The following is a 16980-nucleotide window of genomic DNA, read 5'->3' on the forward strand; positions in this document are numbered from 1 at the left end:
CGTCCGTACGCCCAGCTCTTGCAAGGAGATGTCGTGAGCGCAACACCCGTGAAGGTGGCCGTCACCGGCGCCGCCGGTCAGATCGGCTACAGCCTGCTCTTCCGTATCGCCGCCGGCGATCTGCTCGGCCCGGACACCCCGGTCCAGCTCCGCCTGCTCGAGATCACGCCTGCGCTCAAGGCGCTCGAGGGCGTCGTGATGGAGCTCGACGACTGCGCGTTCCCGCTGCTCGACTCGGTCGAGATCGGCGACGACGCCAACACCATCTTCGACGGCGCGAACCTCGCCCTCCTCGTCGGCGCGCGCCCCCGTACGAAGGGCATGGAGCGCGGCGACCTCCTCGAGGCGAACGGCGCGATCTTCACGGCTCAGGGCAAGGCGCTCAACGACCACGCCGCCGACGACATCCGGATCGGCGTGACCGGCAACCCGGCCAACACCAACGCGCTCATCGCCAAGACGAACGCTCCCGACATCCCCGCCGAGCGGTTCTCGGCGCTCACGCGTCTCGACCACAACCGTGCGATCTCGCAGCTGGCCGCCAAGACCGGCGCCAAGGTCACCGACATCACCAAGATGACGATCTGGGGCAACCACTCGGCAACCCAGTACCCCGACATCTTCCACGCCGAGATCGCCGGCCGTAACGCTGCCGAGGTCGTCGACGACCAGGCGTGGATCGCCGACAGCTTCATCCCGACCGTCGCCAAGCGCGGCGCCGCGATCATCGAGGCGCGCGGCGCCTCGTCGGCCGCCTCGGCCGCCTCCGCGACCATCGATGCGGCCCGCGACTGGCTGCTCGGCTCCCCCGAGGGCGACTGGGTCTCGATGGCCGTCTCGTCCGACGGCTCGTACGGCGTGCCCGAGGGCATCATCTCCTCGTTCCCCGTCGTCACCAAGGGCGGCGACTGGGAGATCGTCCAGGGCCTCGAGATCGACGAGTTCTCGCGCGCCAAGATCGACGCCTCGGTCGCCGAGCTCGTCGAGGAGCGCGACGCGGTCACCAAGCTCGGCCTGATCTGACCCCCTCACGACGACGCCCTGCCCCGGGAGCACCGGGGCAGGGCGTCGTCGTCTGTCAGCGGGTCGCGTCGACCGGACGGGCCAAGATCACTTGTTGTCGGCGAGCGCGCGCACACCCATCTTGATGAGGATGAAGGGCACGAGCAGCGTCGCGACCGCGGTGACGAGCCAGACGATCAGCGCGGCAAGGATCCACGTCGAGACTCCGTCGATCGAGATGCCGTCTCCGACGAGCGTGGCGATGAACAGCGCCACCAGGGTCGAGACGATGCCGATCCCGCCGACAAAGGCCTGTGCGTTGGTCGCTGCGACCTTCAGGATGAACGGCGAGAGGATCATCTGTGCCACCGCGAAGACGACGACCGCGGTGACGAAGCCCCCGGCGGACACCGTCATGTCGTCGAGCAGCGAGCCGGCGACGAGGATGCCGATCGCACATGCGAGCAGGTTGATCAAGAGGTTGAGGATCAGCCGAATCATGGTCGGAGCGTAGCGCTGCGCGACCGCGGGTGCCGTGCGGCGCGCAGGGTGCCGCTCGCGGACTAACCCTGCGGGACGGCGAAGGCGAGGGTGACCAGACCGGAGCCGAGGACCAGCATCCACAGGACGTCGAAGGTACGGCCTCGCACCCGCAGGAGCCCGGCGCGCGGCTCGGGGAGGGCGGCGCGAATCAGGGCGCCACCGACGAGCGAGCTGCCGACCACGATGATCCCTTGGCGCCAGGCGCCGAACGCCACGAGAACGAGCCCGATGCACATCGCCACGATCAGCGCGGCGTACGCCTGCGTCCCCGAGACGCCGTCGGGTCGGGTCATGCCGGCCCGGCTGTGCGCTCGGCGGCCTCGACGACGTTCTGGAGGAGCATCGCGCGCGTCATCGGCCCCACGCCTCCCGGGTTCGGGGAGACCCACCCGGCGACCTCGGCCACGCCGGCGTCGACGTCCCCCGCGATCTTGCCCTCGACGTCGCGGCTGACACCGACGTCGAGGACTGCAGCCCCCGGCTTGACCATGTCGGCGGTGATGATCGACGGCACGCCGGCGGCTGCGACGACGATGTCGGCCCGCCGCACCTCGGCCGCGAGGTCACGGGTGCCGGTGTGGCAGAGGGTGACGGTCGCGTTCTCGGTACGCCGGGTGAGGAGGAGCCCGAGCGGCCGTCCGACCGTGACACCGCGTCCGACCACGACGACGTGGGCCCCGGCGATCTCGACGCCGCCCCAGCGCAGCAGCTCGACGATGCCGCGCGGCGTGCACGGCAGCGGAGCAGGCTCGTTGAGGACCAGCCAGCCGAGGTTGGTCGGCTGGAGTCCGTCGGCGTCCTTGTCGGGGTCGATACGGCCGATGACGGCGTTCTCGTCGATGCCCTTCGGCAGCGGCAGCTGCACGATGTAGCCGGTGCAGGCGGGGTCGGCGTTGAGCGTGTCGACCGCCTCGAGGATCTCGTCCTGGCCGGCCGTGGCGGGCAGGTCGACCCGGATCGACTCGATGCCGACCTGCGCGCAGTCCCGGTGCTTGCCGGCGACGTAGATCTGGCTGCCGGGGTCGTCGCCGACGAGCAGCGTCCCCAGCCCCGGTCGTACCCCGCGCTCCGCGAGAGTCGCGACCCGTGCGGTGAGGTCGGTCTTGATCGCAGCGGAAGCGGCCTTGCCGTCGAGAATCTGAGCGCTCACCCGAGAAGTCTCCCATGCAAGACTTCCTCGGTGACCCCTCGCCTCGGAACCCTCGACCTCGTGCCCGCGCTGGACCGCCTCGACCTCCTCGCCGACCCTGTGGCCGCAGCCCTGTCCGCGCCGGGCATCGACGCGAGCGACGCCTGGGTGTGCGAGATCGACCCCGGTCTGGCGGACACGGCGGCGTTCTCGGAGGCGTACGCGGTGCCGCTCGAGGCGTCGGCCAACTGCGTCGTCGTGCTCGGCAGGCGCGCCGGTGAGGAGCGGGCGGCCGCGTGCGTGGTCCGGGCCGACACGCGCGCCGACGTGAACGGCGCCGTACGCCGTCGGCTCGACGTCCGCAAGCTGTCGTTCGCGCCGACGGACTGGGCGACGGAGACCACCGACATGGCGTACGGCGGCATCACGCCGGTCGGCACCCCGGCGGCGTGGCCGGTCCTCGTCGACGAGCGGGCTGCCGCGATCGAGTGGGCGCTGATCGGCTCCGGCGTCCGGCACTCGAAGCTCGTGGTCCCCGGGGCGCTGCTCGCCGCACTCCCCGGAGCGGAGGTCGGCGCGTTCGCCCTCGACTGACGACAAGCCCGCCAAGACGACCCGGCGTTTGACCCCTGATTCGGGGGTCGAACGTCGGGTCGTTGCGTCGGGTTTCCGTTCAGCCCCGCCAGCCGGCGTTCACGAAGAGCCGGACGAGCTGATCCGCGACGGCCGCACGCTCTCGACGGATCGCGTACGAGCTGAAGATCAGGAGTTTTGGCCCACCGATCACGATCTCGTTCGCCCGCATCAGGTCGGCATCCCACTGCGCCACCCGCATGTGCGGGATCCCGTGGATCTCGATGGCGAGGCCGTACTCGTCCCAGGCGACGTCGAGGTAGTAGCGGCCGTCCTTGCGTCGTACCGGCCGCTGCCGCGTCGGCTCAGGTAGCCCGCTCCACCGGCGGATCGAGTCGAAGTCGCGTTCGGGAAGGGACTGGATCCCGCCGGCCGCGTCGAGGTAGGACTCGACGATCAGCGCCCGGTGTCGACAGGTGCCGCGACGCGACAGCGCATCGCGAAGGTCCCTCGTACGGACGAGCCCTTGCTGCGCACCCGCGAGGATGATCGCGCGTGCACGCCTCGGCGGCTCGGACCAGCTCGCGCCGTCGACGAGGCTTCGCGCACGGCGAGTACGCGGCGGCACGCGGAGGGGGTGCACGTCGCGTTCGTCGAGGTAGACGCTGGAGTGGACGATCAGTCCTTCGATCTCCGGGCGTCGCGCTTTGTCGTGGACCACGACGTACGTGCCACTCGGAGGAAACCCGGTCATCCCCTCCTGATCCAGCGCGCTCAGCCCGCCGAGCACCGAGCCCGGCGGGCAGGCGAGCAGATGCGCCCACGTCGTCTGGTCCGGCGAGAGCGGGCCGTTGTGCGTGACGACGACACCGCGGTACGGCTGCTGCCACCGTCCGCGGTGGACCAGGGCACGGAACCGCTTCTCGCCCACCAGTCGCGACGCCTGTGCGCTTGTGAGGACGCCGCACTGCATCGCAAGGATCTCGTCGAGCTCGTTCGGCATCCGCCGATCCTGACGCGGATTCCCGTCGGAGTGCAGGACCGCCTGTGGACGACCGCAGACCAGACGGAACGACCCGACGTTTCACCCCCGTTTCAGGGGTGGATTGTCGGGTCGTTTCGTCGGGCACCGCGTCAGTGGAAGAAGTGGCGCGACCCGGTGACGTACATCGTGACGCCGGCGGCGTTCGCAGCCGCGATCACCTCGTCGTCGCGCACGGAGCCGCCCGGCTGGACGACGGCGCGCACACCGCCGTCGATCAGCACCTGCAGCCCGTCGGCGAACGGGAAGAACGCGTCGGACGCGGCGACGGCGCCCGCCGCCCGCTCCTCGCCCGCGCGCTCGACCGCGAGCCTGCAGGAGTCGACCCGGTTCACCTGGCCCATGCCGACGCCGACGGCAGCGCGGTCCTTCGCGACGAGGATCGCGTTGGACTTCACCGTGCGGCACGCCGTCCACGCGAACGCGAGGTCGGCCATGGTCGCCTCGTCGGCAGGCTCCCCCGCGACCAGCGTCCATGTCGCCGGATCGTCGCCGGGCGCGTCGACGTGGTCGCGCGACTGCATCAGCGCACCGCCCGAGATCAGCCGCAGCTCGATGCCCTGCGGGTGCTCGTCGAGCGGCGCGACCAGGATCCGGATGTTCTTCTTGCGCGTCAGCACCTCGACCGCGCGCGGCTCGAACTCCGGCGCCACGATCACCTCGGTGAAGACGTCCGCCACCTTCTCCGCCATCGCGACGGTGACGGTGCGGTTCGCCGCGATCACGCCGCCGTACGCCGACAACGGGTCGGTCGCGTGCGCCTTCGCGTAGGCGTCGAGGATGTCGTCACCGACCGCGATCCCGCACGGGTTGGCGTGCTTGATGATCGCCACGGCGGGCTCGTCGAAGTCGTTGGCGGCACGTCGCGCGGCGTCGGCGTCGACGTAGTTGTTGTACGACATCTCCTTGCCGTGCAGCTGGGTCGCGTTGGCGATGCCAACACGGTCGCCGTGGTAGAGCGCCGCCGCCTGGTGCGGGTTCTCGCCGTAGCGCAGCACCGTGGACAGGCCCCAGTCGCCGCCGATCCACGCCGGAAACTGCTGCTGCGACTGCGGTGCGTAGATGCTCTGGAACCACGAGGCGACCGCGATGTCGTACGAGGCGGTGTGCGTGAACGCCTCCGCGGCGAGGCGCTTGCGCTCCTCGAGGGTGAAGCCTCCGGCGCGTACGGCCGTGAGCAGCGTGTCGTACCGGCGGGGGTCGACGACGACCGCGACCGACGGGTGGTTCTTGGCTGCTGCGCGCACCATGGACGGCCCGCCGATGTCGATCTGCTCGACGACCTCGTCCGGCGACGCACCGGAGGCCACCGTCTGCCGGAACGGGTAGAGGTTGACGACGACGAGGTCGAACGGCTCGATCTCGAGCTCGGTGAGCTGCTCGACGTGACTGTCGAGCCTCATGTCCGCGAGGATCCCGGCGTGCACCCGCGGGTGCAGCGTCTTGACCCGGCCGTCGAGGGCTTCGGGGAAGCCGGTCAGCTCCTCGACCTTCGTCACCGGGACGCCGGCGTCCGCGATCCGGTCTGCGGTGGACCCGGTGGAGACGAGCGCCACGCCCTCGGCGTGCAGAGCGTTCGCCAGCGCCTCCAGCCCGGTCTTGTCGTACACCGAGATCAGGGCGCGCTTGATGGGGCGGCGGTCGTCGCCCGCGATGGCCTCGCTCATCCGATGGTGACCTTTCTTCCGTCGATGGTCCAACCGCGGCGGACCATGGATCCGACAGCGTCGACCAGCTGGCGACGCTCTGCTTCCTTGATGCGTTCGAGGAGGGTCTCCTCGGTGTCGTCGTCGAGGACGGGGACGGCGACCTGGGCGATGATCGGCCCGGTGTCGACGCCGTCGTCGACGAAGAAGAGGGTGGCGCCGGCGAGCTTGACGCCGTACGCGAGGGCGTCGCGCGGCCCGTGGATCCCGACGAAGCTGGGCAGCAGCGAGTTGTGGGTGTTGACGTAGCGGTCGGCGAACGCCGCGAGGAACTCCGCCCCGACGAGCTTGAGGAAGCCGGCGGAGACCACCAGGTCGGGCTCGTACGCCGCCACGCTCGCCGTCAGCGCAGCGTCCCAGTCCGCCCGCTGGTCGTAGTCGCGGACGCGGTGCACGAACGTCGCGGCACCGGCGCGCTCGCCGCGCGCGAGGCCTTCGATGCCGTCGCGGTCCGCGCCGACGGCTACCACCTCGGCCCCGTACGCCGGATCGGCGCAGGCGTCGACGAGGGCCTGCAGGTTGCTGCCGGACCCGGAGACGAGGACGACGAGCCGTGCCGGGCGGTCAGTCGTCGGGGGTGGAGTCCGGCGGGTCAGCGGCCGCTGCGGTTGCGTCGTCGTCTGCTCCACGACGACCACGATAGTGCGCTGCCGCTCCCCCGACCGCCCCGCCCACGGCGAGGACGACGATCGCGAGCGGTGCGGCGAGGGCGAGGTCGGGGCCGGAGTGGCCGAGCCTTCCCGGCCCGACGGAGCCGCCGGAGAGCAGCAGACCCACGGCGAGCACCGATCCCGCGAGCGCGCCTGCCCCTCCACCAGCGGTGAGCGCCGTCCGCAGGTCGCCCGCGAGGACGGTCGCCGAGCGCCAGGGCGAGACCGCGAGGTAGCCCGCCAGCGCACCCGCCACCAGCGGGAGCGCCGACAGCGCCACCAGCGACGCCGGGCGCGGTCCGGTCGGCGGCAGCGCAGCGAGCACCGGGAGCGCTGGGACGGCGCCGAGGCTGCTCGCGGTCAGGGTGACCGAGGTTCCGGCACCCAGGGCGTACCCCGGTCCGAGCAGTGCGGCGACGTTCCAGAGGACGAGGTTGGGCAGGACCACGAGGCACACGACGAGAAGGCCGAGCCCACCGAGGGCGTCCGGCCGCAGCGCGTCCCACATCGCGCCCGCCGCGTCGAGCCGCACGACGATCCCGCCGAGGACCAGCAGCGCAGCCGTCCCGAGCAGGGTGACCGCTCCGACGCGCGCGCCCCGGAGCGCCGAGCGCCCCAGCGGCGGGAGGGCGTCGTACTGGCGGCGCGCGAGCCCCGACCCGCGAGCACCGCCGGTGAACCCGAAGATCCCGCCGACGACGAGACCGGCTGCGGCCGCGCGCCAGATCTCCACGTGGACCGGGCCGAGCGCGGACCACCAGGCGACGACCGCGAGGACGGCGGCGGACACGAGACCGGACGCAGCGCCCGCCGAGACCGCCTGGCGCGTCGTGGGTGCGACGCCGAACCCCGAGGCGACCCGTGCCACCGACCCGTGCAGGAGCGCGGCGACCAGCGCGAGGAGACCGAGCGGGATCGCGTTGAGGACGGCGCCCGACGCCACGACACCGCTCCCATGGGCTGCGAGCCAGCCGATCGCGCCGGCACGCAGCGCACCTGCGGCCGTGCCGCTGTCGGCCGACATCCAGGCCACGACAGCCAGTCCGCCGCACACCAGGAGGCCGACGGCCGCGGCCAGGACGGCGCCGGCCGCACCGGCGTACCATCCGGGCCTGGCGCCGTTGCCGCGGGCGTCGCGGGGGCCTGTCGACGTTGGGGCGAGAGTCTCGGTCATCGTCACCATCGTCCCTGTAGCCTGGGTTCCCTGGACGGAGGCACGCCGCAGTGCCCGACCGGGGGGTCGTCCGAGTTTCAGCCAGTCACGCACCCCGGACGTAGGGAGAACCGAGTCATGCCGAAGGTGGAAGAGTTCGACACCTTCTACGACTCCACCAGCAGGTACGTGACCCACCTCACGTACGCCGAGAGCGGCGACCGCACCGTCACCGAGGAAGCCGTCGCCGAGGCGTACGAGAAGGCCTGGCAGAGCTGGGCCAAGCAGCGTTCCCGCGACCCGCTGGGATTCGTCCGAGGCGAGGCGTTCCGCCACGCCCGGCTCTCCCGCGGCACGCGCCCGTGGCGCCGCCGGCACGAGGACGACAGCGACCTCGACCTGATCGAGGCACTCCAGGGCCTCAACAACCGCACCCGTCGCCTGATCATCCTCCAGACGCTCGGCGAGCTCGACATCTCCGCCGCCGCGCGCGACCTGGCCATGACCGACGCCGAGGCCGTCGCTGAGACGCAGCAGGCCGTGACCGAGCTGGAGCAAGCCCTCGGTCAGAGCATCGGCCAGGTCGAGAGCCGGCTCCTCGGCCTCTCCGAGATCTCTGAGCGCATCCCGCTCCCGACCCCGGCACGGATCCGCGGCAAGGCGCGCAGGCGCCGCCGCAGGCACACCGTCGTCGCTGTCGCTGCGGCCACTGCCGCCGTCGTCGGAGCAGGCCTCGCCGTCGCACCGACCGCCCCGATGAGCCCCGCGCAGGCCCAGGAGCGCAACCGCGTGGGCGAGACCCCGGTCGAGGCGGCGCGCCCCGGCGACGCCGTCACGACGCGCTCGCTGCTCAATGCGACCGAGATCAGCCGCGTCAGCCCGAACCGCGACTGGACGACGCTCACGACCACTGCGGACGAAGCCGCCCCTGACGAGGACGAGCTCGCGGCCGCCGCATCGGCCGACGCGGATGCTGCCGCCGGCGAACCCCTGACGGTGTGCGCGGCGCGACGGTTCGCGACCAACAACCCCCGCAAGACGTATGTGCGCGACTTCGAGGTGTACGGCCGGCCGGAGCAGGCCGTCCACGTCCTCGAGGTCGCCCGCGACGCCGACGGCGCGAAGGCCGCCTACAAGCGTCGTCTCCAGTGGTACGCCGACTGCGCCGTCCCCGGCGTACAGATGAGCTCCGAGACGGCGACCATCGCGGGTGCAGCCTCCCCGGTCACCATCCTGCGCCTGCGCGACCTCTCGTCGCCGGTCCGCACGATCACCATCGGCATGATGCAGACCGGTGTCGTCAACACCATGCTCGTGCACGAGACCGACGGTGCCGCCGGCCCGTCGACCGCGGCCCTCGGGTCGACCATGGTCGACGGCATGCGGCTCGCGTGCGCATCGTCCGGCGGACCGTGCACGACGACGGCCAAGGTGGTCGCCGCACCGCTCCCGCGAACCTCGACCGACCCGGGGTTCCTGGCGGCCGTCGACCTTCCTCCGGTCGGCTCGCAGACGTCGCCGTGGGCGGGCACGAAGCCGAAGGCGCCGAACGACAACCCTGCGGCGACGATGTGCGACCAGGCCAACTTCCTCGCACCGGGCGTGACCAAGGCCCGCGGCCGCATCTACGTGGTGCCCAACGACAAGGCGATCCCGAAGCAGTTCGGCATCGGCCAGTCGATCGCGACCTTCCGCAGTCCGCAGCAGGCGCAGGCGTTCGTGCAGCGCCTTCAGAAGCGCATCCGCAAGTGCGAGGACCGCAACCAGGCCGCGAACGTCGTCGACGGCAAGCCGGTGCGCGGGTCCGGCTACGCCGGCAGGAGCTGGCGCATGACGTTCGAGACCGGCCCGAAGTCCACCGTGAGCTACCGGCTCGCGCTCGTATGCCGCGGCGCCACCGTCACCGAGGTGCGGCAGTCGGGCAACAAGCGTGCCGACCTCACCGCGACCGAGTTCCTGCGCGTCGCCGACCGTTCCGGCCAGCGCCTCGCCTACTGGCGCTGACCTCCTGGTACGACGAGAGGCGCCCCGACCGCGAACGGTCGGGGCGCCTCTTCGTACTCAGCCGATCAGGCGAGCGCGCTGGCGCTCGCTCCTCAGGACAGCGCCCTTCGAGACGCTCGCTGGCGCTCGCTCCTCAGGACAGCGCCTTCAGGATCTCGCGCATGAGCTCGGCGGTCTCGGACGGCGTCTTGCCGACCTTGACCCCGGCGGCCTCGAGGGCCGCCTTCTTCGCCTCGGCCGTGCCGGACGAGCCGGACACGATCGCGCCGGCGTGGCCCATCGTCTTGCCCTCGGGCGCGGTGAAGCCCGCCACGTAGCCGACGACCGGCTTGGTGACGTTCGCCTTGATGTAGGCCGCGGCCCGCTCCTCGGCGTCGCCACCGATCTCGCCGATCATCACGATCGCCTTGGTCTCGGGGTCGTTCTCGAACGCCTCGAGCGCGTCGATGTGGGTCGTGCCGACGATGGGGTCGCCGCCGATGCCGATGGCGGTCGAGAAGCCGTAGTCCGACAGCTCGTACATCATCTGGTAGGTCAGCGTGCCGGACTTCGACACGAGACCGATCGGACCCTTGCCCGCGATGGTGTGCGGCGTGATGCCGGCCAGCGACTCCTCCGGCGTGATGATGCCGGGGCAGTTCGGGCCGATCATCCGGGTCTGCTTGCCCTGCAGGTACGCCCACACCTCGGCGGTGTCCTGGACGGGCACGCCCTCGGTGATGACCACGAGCAGCCCGATGCCGGCATCGATGGCCTCGACGCAGGCGTCCTTGGTGAAGGCCGGCGGCACGAACACGACCGACACGTCGGCGCCGGTCTCGGCGATCGCCTGCTCGACCGTGCCGAAGACGGGCAGCTCGACCTCAGCGCCGTCCTTCGTGTGCGTGACGGTGGTGCCGGCCTTGCGGGCGTTGACACCACCGACGATGTTGGATCCCGCGTCGAGCATCAGGGCGGTGTGCTTGGCACCCATCCCGCCGGTGATGCCCTGGACGATGATCTTGGAGTCCTTGTTCAGGTAGATCGACATGTCCTCGTCCCCTCTCAGGCGTTCGCCAGCTCGGCGGCCTTGTCGGCCGCGCCGTCCATGGTGCCGACCAACGTGACCAGCGGGTGGTTGCGCTGCTCGAGGATCTGCCGGCCGAGCTCGACGTTGTTGCCGTCGAGGCGGACCACGAGCGGCTTGGTCGCCGTGTCACCGAGCAGGTCGAGCGCGCCGACGATGCCGTTGGCGACCTCGTCGCAGGCGGTGATTCCACCGAAGACGTTCACGAACACGGACTTCACGTCGGGATCTCCGAGGATCACGTCGAGGCCGTTCGCCATCACCTGGGCGTTGGCGCCGCCGCCGATGTCGAGGAAGTTCGCCGGCTTGACGCCGCCGTGGGCCTCTCCGGCGTACGCGACGACGTCGAGGGTCGACATGACCAGACCCGCGCCGTTGCCGATGATGCCGACCTGGCCCTCGAGCTTGACGTAGTTGAGGTTGAGCTCCTTGGCCTTCGCCTCGAGCGGGTCCTCGGCGCTCTTGTCGACGAACTCCTCGTGCTCGGCGTGACGGAACTCGGCGTTCTCGTCGAGCGAGACCTTGCCGTCGAGCGCCTCGAGCGTGTCGCCGGCGAGGCGTGCGAGCGGGTTGACCTCGACGAGGGTCGCGTCCTCCTCGACGAAGACCTTCCACAGCGCCTGGATCATCGTGACGGCCTGCTCGAAGACCGGCTCCGGGAAGGCGGCCTCGGTCGCGATCGCACGCGCCTTGTCCGCGTCGACTCCCGTGCCCGGGTCGATCGGGATCTGCTTGACGGCATCGGGGTTGGTCTTGGCGACCTCCTCGATCTCGACGCCGCCCTCGACCGATGCGATGCACAGGTACTGGCGGTTCGCGCGGTCGAGCAGGAAGGAGAAGTAGTACTCGTCCTCGATGCTGGCTGCCGGAGCGATCAGGACACGGTTGACCGTGAGCCCCTTGATCTCCATCCCGAGGATGTCCGCAGCGCGGTCACGTGCCTCGTCCGGGGTAGGGGCGAACTTGACGCCGCCCGCCTTGCCACGGCCACCGGCCTTGACCTGGGCCTTGACGACGACTGCGCCACCCAGGTCCTGGGCGCCCTGCTGCGCCTCTTCGGGGGTGTTCGCCACGACGCCGAGCGTCACGGGAACCCCGTGCTTGGCGAAGAGCTGCTTCGCTTGGTACTCCATCAGATCCACGGTGATGCCGTCCTTTTGGTACAGGTACGCTGCCGTACAACCTTTTGGACTGTAGTCCCGTGATCCTGGTCACAGGGCGACGGGGTGCGCGGGCTACCATCCGCGCATGTCCGACGACAGCACGTCCATGAGTGTGTCCGCCCTCAGTGTGCCTGCCCGTGGCGCGACCCTCTCGGTGAACCGTTCCGGGACCCGGTCCGGTCCGACCGTGGTGCTCGTCCACGGGTTCCCGGACGACCACCACGTGTGGGACCGCGTGGTCCCGCTGCTGGACGACCTGGACGTCGTCACGTACGACGTCCGCGGCGCGGGCCGGTCGACGGCTCCGAGCGGACGCTCCGCCTACCAGGTCGAGCGTCTCGTCGACGACCTCGTCGCTGTGCTCGACGCCGTACGGCCAGACGGTGGTCCCGTCCATCTCGTCGGGCACGACTGGGGCTCGGTCCAGCTGTGGGCTGCGGTCTTCGCGTCGTCCGACGACCCTCGCCTTCGGGGGCGCATCGCGTCGTTCGTGTCGATCAGCGGTCCTGACCTGCGGCTGTACGGCGCCTACCTCCGGCGCAACCTGCGCGACCGGAGGTGGAGCCGCCTCGGCGACCAGCTGCGGAGGTCCTGGTACATCCTCGCCTTCCAGGTCCCGCTGCTGCCCGAGGTCGTGGTGCGGCGCGGCACCCACGTCGTACGCCGGGTGCTGACGCGGTCACAAGGGCTGGAGGCCGGCCACTGGTCGGGCTCCCTCGCCCGGGATGCGGCGAACGGCATCAACCTCTACCGCGCGAACGCCTTCCGGTCGGCGTCCGCTCCCCTGCCGACGGCGACGGACGTCCCGGTGACGCTCGTCGTCGCGCTGAAGGACGACTTCCTCTCTCCCTCTCTCTACGACGGCCTCGAGAAGCACGTCCCGCACCTCGTACGCCGCGAGGTCGACACCGGCCACTGGCTTCCGTGGCTGCGTCCGGAGGAGGTCGCCGGGGCAGTCCGCGCGGCCATCGAGGCGGGGTCGGAGGGATCCTGAGTGTGACGCGACTCATACAGACCGGCCGACACGCCTGCAACCACGGCGACCTCGTCGCCGGACCTTGACCAACCGTCCAACATGCTGGACCCTGGACCAGTTGTCTCCCTTCGGTAACGGGGGCGCGTCCGCTAGGGTCGACAACCGCTAGTCCACTACTGGAGGTCACTGAATGACGTCGCGCCCTGCGCCCAAGCGCCGCGCTGAGAAGCCCAAGAAGGGCGCCTCGCGGGTGACGGAAGCCGGCGACGCCACCAGCACGACGAGCACCACCGGCCGCAGGGTCGCAGGCCGAGCGGCCTCCTCCGCGGACGAGTCGGCAGCGGCCCGGTCGCATACGGAGGTCAGCAAACCGCTGGCCGCCACCCCGCAGTCGGACAAGGAAGCCCGCTCCGCCACGCAGCACGATCCCCGCCCCGAGCACCCCGGACGCACGGCGTCCCCCTCAGGCAGTCGCAGGGCCCGCACCGCGGAGCCCGCCGCCGAGAAGCCCACCACCCGCGAGAGCGCCAAGGCAGCCCGCGAGAGCACCCCCCACGAGCCCTACCGCGGGCGCCGCGCCGCCGAGCTTCCTCCGATCCCCGCCGACGCCACGGCCACGATCGACGCGGTCTCCGACCACACCACGGTCACCGAGCGCCGCTCGGGCGAGCTCCGGGCCGTCCGCCGGGCAACCCCTCCCGGCTCTCGCGCCTCGCGCACGAAGACCCGCAGGTTCCGCGGACTCCCGACCCCCGCCGTCATCGGCGCAGCGGCACTCGTCCTAGCCGGAGTCGGCGCCGTGGCGATGTCGTCGGCGAAGCCGCCGGTGATGGAGACGGCCGACTTCGTGCCGGTCGCCGCCGACGCCGCTGGTGCAGCGGGCGCGGCCGAGTCGCGCTACGACCCGAGCAACGTCGACGTCACCCGCGACTTCGACCGCGCACTCCTCGACAAGCAGGCCGAGCAGCAGGCGGCACAGATGTCGTCGTCGCTCGCCGAGCTCGCCAACAAGACCGAGGCCCGCTCCCAGGAGATCAAGAAGCGGCAGTGGGTCATCCCGCTCACCGGCTACCGCCTGACGGCACGCTTCGGCCAGTCGAGCTCCCTGTGGTCCACGGTCCACACCGGTCTCGACTTCGCTGCCCCGTCGGGCACGCGCCTGGTCGCGATCGCTCGGGGCACGATCACCAGCACCGGCTACGACGGCGCGTACGGCAACAAGACCGTGCTCACCCTCGAGGACGGCACGGAGCTGTGGTACTGCCACCAGTCGTCGATCGCCGTCAGCGTCGGCGACACCGTGCAGCCCGGTGACCTGGTCGGCTACGTCGGCTCGACCGGCAACGTCACCGGCCCGCACCTGCACCTCGAGGTCCGGCCCACGCCCGACACCCCGATCGATCCGCTCGTCGCTCTCCGCGAGCACTTCGTCAACGCCTGACGCTCACCGGGCCGCCATCGCCGGGATCGGTCGTCCGGCGAGGGGTGACCGTCAGATCTTCTCGACGGGCGCGTAGCGGAGCAGCAGGCGCTTGACGCCTTCGGAGCCGAAGTCGACCGACGCCACCGCACGGTCACCGACACCCTCGAGCGCCACCACCGTGCCCAGCCCGAACGCGTCGTGCGTGACCCGGTCGCCCGGCGACAGGCTCGGCACGTCGCGCTTCGTCTTGCTCGCGCGGTCGGCAGCCGACGCGCGCATCGGCGCGGCGGACGTCCGGCGCGGCAGGTATCCGCCGGACCAGGTGGCCGTGTCGGCCTGGGTGCGCTTCCAGTCGACGAGCTCCTCCGGGATCTCGTCCAGGAAGCGCGACGCCGGATTGTGGGACGGCGCGCCCCACGCGGAGCGTACGAGCGCGCGCGTGACGTAGAGACGCTGCTCGGCGCGAGTCAGGCCCACGTAGGCGATGCGGCGCTCCTCCTCGAGCTCCTTCGGGTCGCCGAGCGAGCGCATGTGCGGGAACACCGACTCCTCGAGACCGGTGAGGAACACCACCGGGAACTCGAGTCCCTTGGCGGTGTGCAGAGTCATCAGGGTGACCATGCCGTCACCGGAGTCGGGGATCGAGTCGGCGTCGGCGACGAGCGAGACGCGTTCGAGGAACGCCGCGACGGACCCCGGCTCGAGCACCTCGTCGTCCTCGATGCCGGCGTCGCCCACATCGGTGGGCTCGGCGAGCGTCGCGGCATCGGAGACGAACTCGCGGGCGACGGCGACGAGCTCGGAGAGGTTCTCGACGCGAGCCTCGTCCTGCGGGTCGGTGCTGTTCTCGAGCTCGTCGAGATAACCGGACCGCGCGAGCGTGGCCTCGAGAACGACGTCGACCGGCTCGCCGGCGGCGGCCAGCTCCTGGAGCCCGGTGATGGTCTCGACGAAGCCGCTGATCTGCTTGAGGGACCGGGTCGCGATGCCCGGGGCCTCCTCGGCACGCTGCAACGCCTCCCAGAAGGTGATGCGGAGCCGGTCGGCGTACGCACCGACCACGGCCTCGGCCCGATCGCCGATGCCGCGCTTGGGCGTGTTGAGGATCCGGCGCAGCGACACGGAGTCGGCGGGATTGACCAGGACGCGCAGGTAGGCGATGGCGTCCTTGATCTCCTTGCGCTCGTAGAACCGCACCCCGCCGACGACCCTGTAGGGGAGGCCGACCCGGATGAAGACCTCCTCGAACACACGGGACTGCGCGTTGGTCCGGTAGAAGACGGCGACGTCGGACGGCTTGGCGATGCCCTCGTCGGCGAGCCGGTCGACCTCGTCGGCGACGTACTGGGCCTCGGAGTGCTCGTCGTCGGCGACGTAGCCGACGATCTGCTCCCCCGTGCCCTGCGCCGACCAGAGGTTCTTCTTCTTGCGGCCCTCGTTGCGTGAGATCACGGCATTCGCGGCATCGAGGATCGACTGGGTCGAGCGGTAGTTCTGCTCGAGGAGGATCGTCGTCGCCGTCGGGAAGTCGGCCTCGAACTCGAGGATGTTGCGGATGTTGGCGCCCCGGAACGCATAGATCGACTGGTCGGAGTCGCCGACGACGAGCAGGTCGGAGTCAGGCTCGGTGCAGAGCTCGCGGATCAGGACGTACTGGGCGTGGTTGGTGTCTTGGTACTCGTCGACCAGCACGTGGCGAAACCGCCGCCGATAGGAGTCGGCGACGTCGGGGAACGCCTGGAACAGGTGGACGGTGCCCATGATCAGGTCGTCGAAGTCCATCGCGTTGGACGACCGCAACCGCTCCTGGTAGGTCGAGTACGCGGAGGCGTAGGCGCGCTCGGTGTCGTTGTGTGCCCTGGTCGCCGCGGCCTCGTGGTCGACGAGCTCGTTCTTCTGGTTGGACACCCAGTTGAGGACCCCACGGGGCGGGAACCGCTTGGGGTCGAGCTCGAGGTCGCGACACACCTGGGTCATCAGGCGCTTGGAGTCGGCGGCGTCGTAGATCGTGAACGTCGAGGTGTAGCCGAAGCGCTGCGCCTCCTTGCGGAGGATGCGGACGCACGCCGAGTGGAACGTGGAGACCCACATCAGGCGGGCGCGCGGACCCACCAGGTCGGCGACCCGGTCCCTCATCTCGGCCGCGGCCTTGTTGGTGAAGGTGATCGCCAGGATCGAACCGGGGTGGACCCGGTGCTGGGAGATCATCCACGCGATGCGGCGGGTGAGCACACGCGTCTTGCCGGACCCGGCGCCCGCGACCACCAGGAGCGGGCCACCGGTGTGCGTGACGGCTGCGCGCTGGGGGTCGTTGAGCCCCTCCAGCAGCCGCTCCGCCTGGGCTTCGCGGCGTGCCTGGATCTCCTCGTCGCTCGGGCGGTCGTGGCCGCCGCCACCGCCGGCGGGGAAGGCCGGCGACGTCCTGGCATCGGCAGGGCGCAGACCACCGGGCATCCGGTCTGAGGGCACGGGAAACGGGAGACTCATCGTGGGTCCAGCCTACGGGTGCGCGCGGACATCCCCGCCCACGACGTACCGATGCAATGCGGC

The 16980-nt window shown here is 70.9% G+C and carries 15 protein-coding genes; 5 read left to right on the forward strand and 10 right to left on the reverse strand.

The annotated features are described in order from the left end of the window. Positions 1–33 precede the first annotated feature (33 nt). Complete coding sequence (locus AB3M34_RS18075) at positions 34–1023, forward strand: malate dehydrogenase (protein ID WP_370616044.1); 990 nt, start codon at positions 34–36, stop codon at positions 1021–1023. Between the two features lie 87 nt (positions 1024–1110). On the opposite strand, the gene AB3M34_RS18080 is transcribed toward AB3M34_RS18075, so the two are convergent. From AB3M34_RS18080 to AB3M34_RS18090, 3 genes are all read right to left on the reverse strand, one after another. Next, a complete protein-coding gene (locus tag AB3M34_RS18080) occupies positions 1111–1503 on the reverse strand; it encodes a hypothetical protein (RefSeq protein ID WP_370616046.1) in 393 nt (130 codons plus the stop codon). 62 nt (positions 1504–1565) lie between these two features. Continuing rightward, positions 1566–1838, reverse strand: a complete 273-nt coding sequence (locus tag AB3M34_RS18085; protein WP_370616048.1) for a DUF3017 domain-containing protein — start codon at positions 1836–1838, stop codon at positions 1566–1568. Further along, positions 1835–2695: a bifunctional methylenetetrahydrofolate dehydrogenase/methenyltetrahydrofolate cyclohydrolase gene (locus AB3M34_RS18090; RefSeq protein WP_370616049.1), complete on the reverse strand. Its 861-nt coding sequence runs from the start codon at positions 2693–2695 to the stop codon at positions 1835–1837. Before AB3M34_RS18090 ends, AB3M34_RS18085 begins: the two co-directional genes overlap by 4 nt. Positions 2696–2725: 30 nt before the next feature. On the opposite strand from AB3M34_RS18090, the gene AB3M34_RS18095 reads away from it, so the two are divergent. Then, on the forward strand, positions 2726–3268 hold the full coding sequence (locus AB3M34_RS18095; RefSeq protein ID WP_370616050.1) for a YbaK/EbsC family protein: 543 nt from the start codon (positions 2726–2728) through the stop codon (positions 3266–3268). 79 nt (positions 3269–3347) lie between these two features. Here AB3M34_RS18095 and AB3M34_RS18100 read toward each other — a convergent pair whose 3' ends face one another. From AB3M34_RS18100 to AB3M34_RS18115, 4 genes are all read right to left on the reverse strand, one after another. Then, a complete protein-coding gene (locus AB3M34_RS18100) occupies positions 3348–4250 on the reverse strand; it encodes a hypothetical protein (RefSeq protein ID WP_370616051.1) in 903 nt (300 codons plus the stop codon). Between the two features lie 131 nt (positions 4251–4381). Then, positions 4382–5956: a bifunctional phosphoribosylaminoimidazolecarboxamide formyltransferase/IMP cyclohydrolase gene (gene purH, locus AB3M34_RS18105; RefSeq protein WP_370616053.1), complete on the reverse strand. Its 1575-nt coding sequence runs from the start codon at positions 5954–5956 to the stop codon at positions 4382–4384. Then, positions 5953–6591, reverse strand: a complete 639-nt coding sequence (purN, locus tag AB3M34_RS18110) for a phosphoribosylglycinamide formyltransferase (protein WP_370620050.1) — start codon at positions 6589–6591, stop codon at positions 5953–5955. Before purN ends, purH begins: the two co-directional genes overlap by 4 nt. Then, entirely contained in the window at positions 6560–7819 is a 1260-nt protein-coding gene (locus tag AB3M34_RS18115; protein WP_370616055.1) for a DUF6350 family protein, read from the reverse strand. The genes purN and AB3M34_RS18115 overlap by 32 nt, the downstream gene beginning before the upstream one ends. A gap of 117 nt (positions 7820–7936) precedes the next feature. Here AB3M34_RS18115 and AB3M34_RS18120 point away from each other — a divergent pair, with 117 nt between their 5' ends. Next, positions 7937–9802 carry a sensor domain-containing protein gene (locus tag AB3M34_RS18120; RefSeq protein ID WP_370616056.1) on the forward strand — a complete coding sequence of 622 codons (1866 nt, stop codon included), beginning with the start codon at positions 7937–7939 and terminating at the stop codon, positions 9800–9802. A gap of 133 nt (positions 9803–9935) precedes the next feature. Here the strand turns inward: AB3M34_RS18120 and sucD are convergent, their stop codons facing one another. Both sucD and sucC read right to left on the reverse strand, forming a co-directional pair. Then, positions 9936–10832, reverse strand: coding sequence for a succinate--CoA ligase subunit alpha (gene sucD / locus AB3M34_RS18125; protein WP_370616058.1), 897 nt, complete (start codon positions 10830–10832; stop codon positions 9936–9938). A 14-nt stretch (positions 10833–10846) separates the two neighbouring features. Then, on the reverse strand, positions 10847–12010 hold the full coding sequence (gene sucC / locus AB3M34_RS18130) for an ADP-forming succinate--CoA ligase subunit beta (RefSeq protein WP_370616060.1): 1164 nt from the start codon (positions 12008–12010) through the stop codon (positions 10847–10849). A 106-nt stretch (positions 12011–12116) separates the two neighbouring features. Here sucC and AB3M34_RS18135 point away from each other — a divergent pair, with 106 nt between their 5' ends. Next, a complete protein-coding gene (locus AB3M34_RS18135; RefSeq protein WP_370616062.1) occupies positions 12117–13025 on the forward strand; it encodes an alpha/beta fold hydrolase in 909 nt (302 codons plus the stop codon). 172 nt (positions 13026–13197) lie between these two features. Beyond that, positions 13198–14448: a M23 family metallopeptidase gene (locus AB3M34_RS18140; protein WP_370616064.1), complete on the forward strand. Its 1251-nt coding sequence runs from the start codon at positions 13198–13200 to the stop codon at positions 14446–14448. Between the two features lie 51 nt (positions 14449–14499). Here AB3M34_RS18140 and pcrA read toward each other — a convergent pair whose 3' ends face one another. After that, complete coding sequence (gene pcrA / locus AB3M34_RS18145; RefSeq protein WP_370616066.1) at positions 14500–16917, reverse strand: DNA helicase PcrA; 2418 nt, start codon at positions 16915–16917, stop codon at positions 14500–14502. Positions 16918–16980 lie beyond the last annotated feature (63 nt).

The sequence above is a fragment of the Mumia sp. Pv4-285 genome, assembly GCF_041320275.1.
Classification (GTDB): Bacteria; Actinomycetota; Actinomycetes; order Propionibacteriales; family Nocardioidaceae; genus Mumia; species Mumia qirimensis.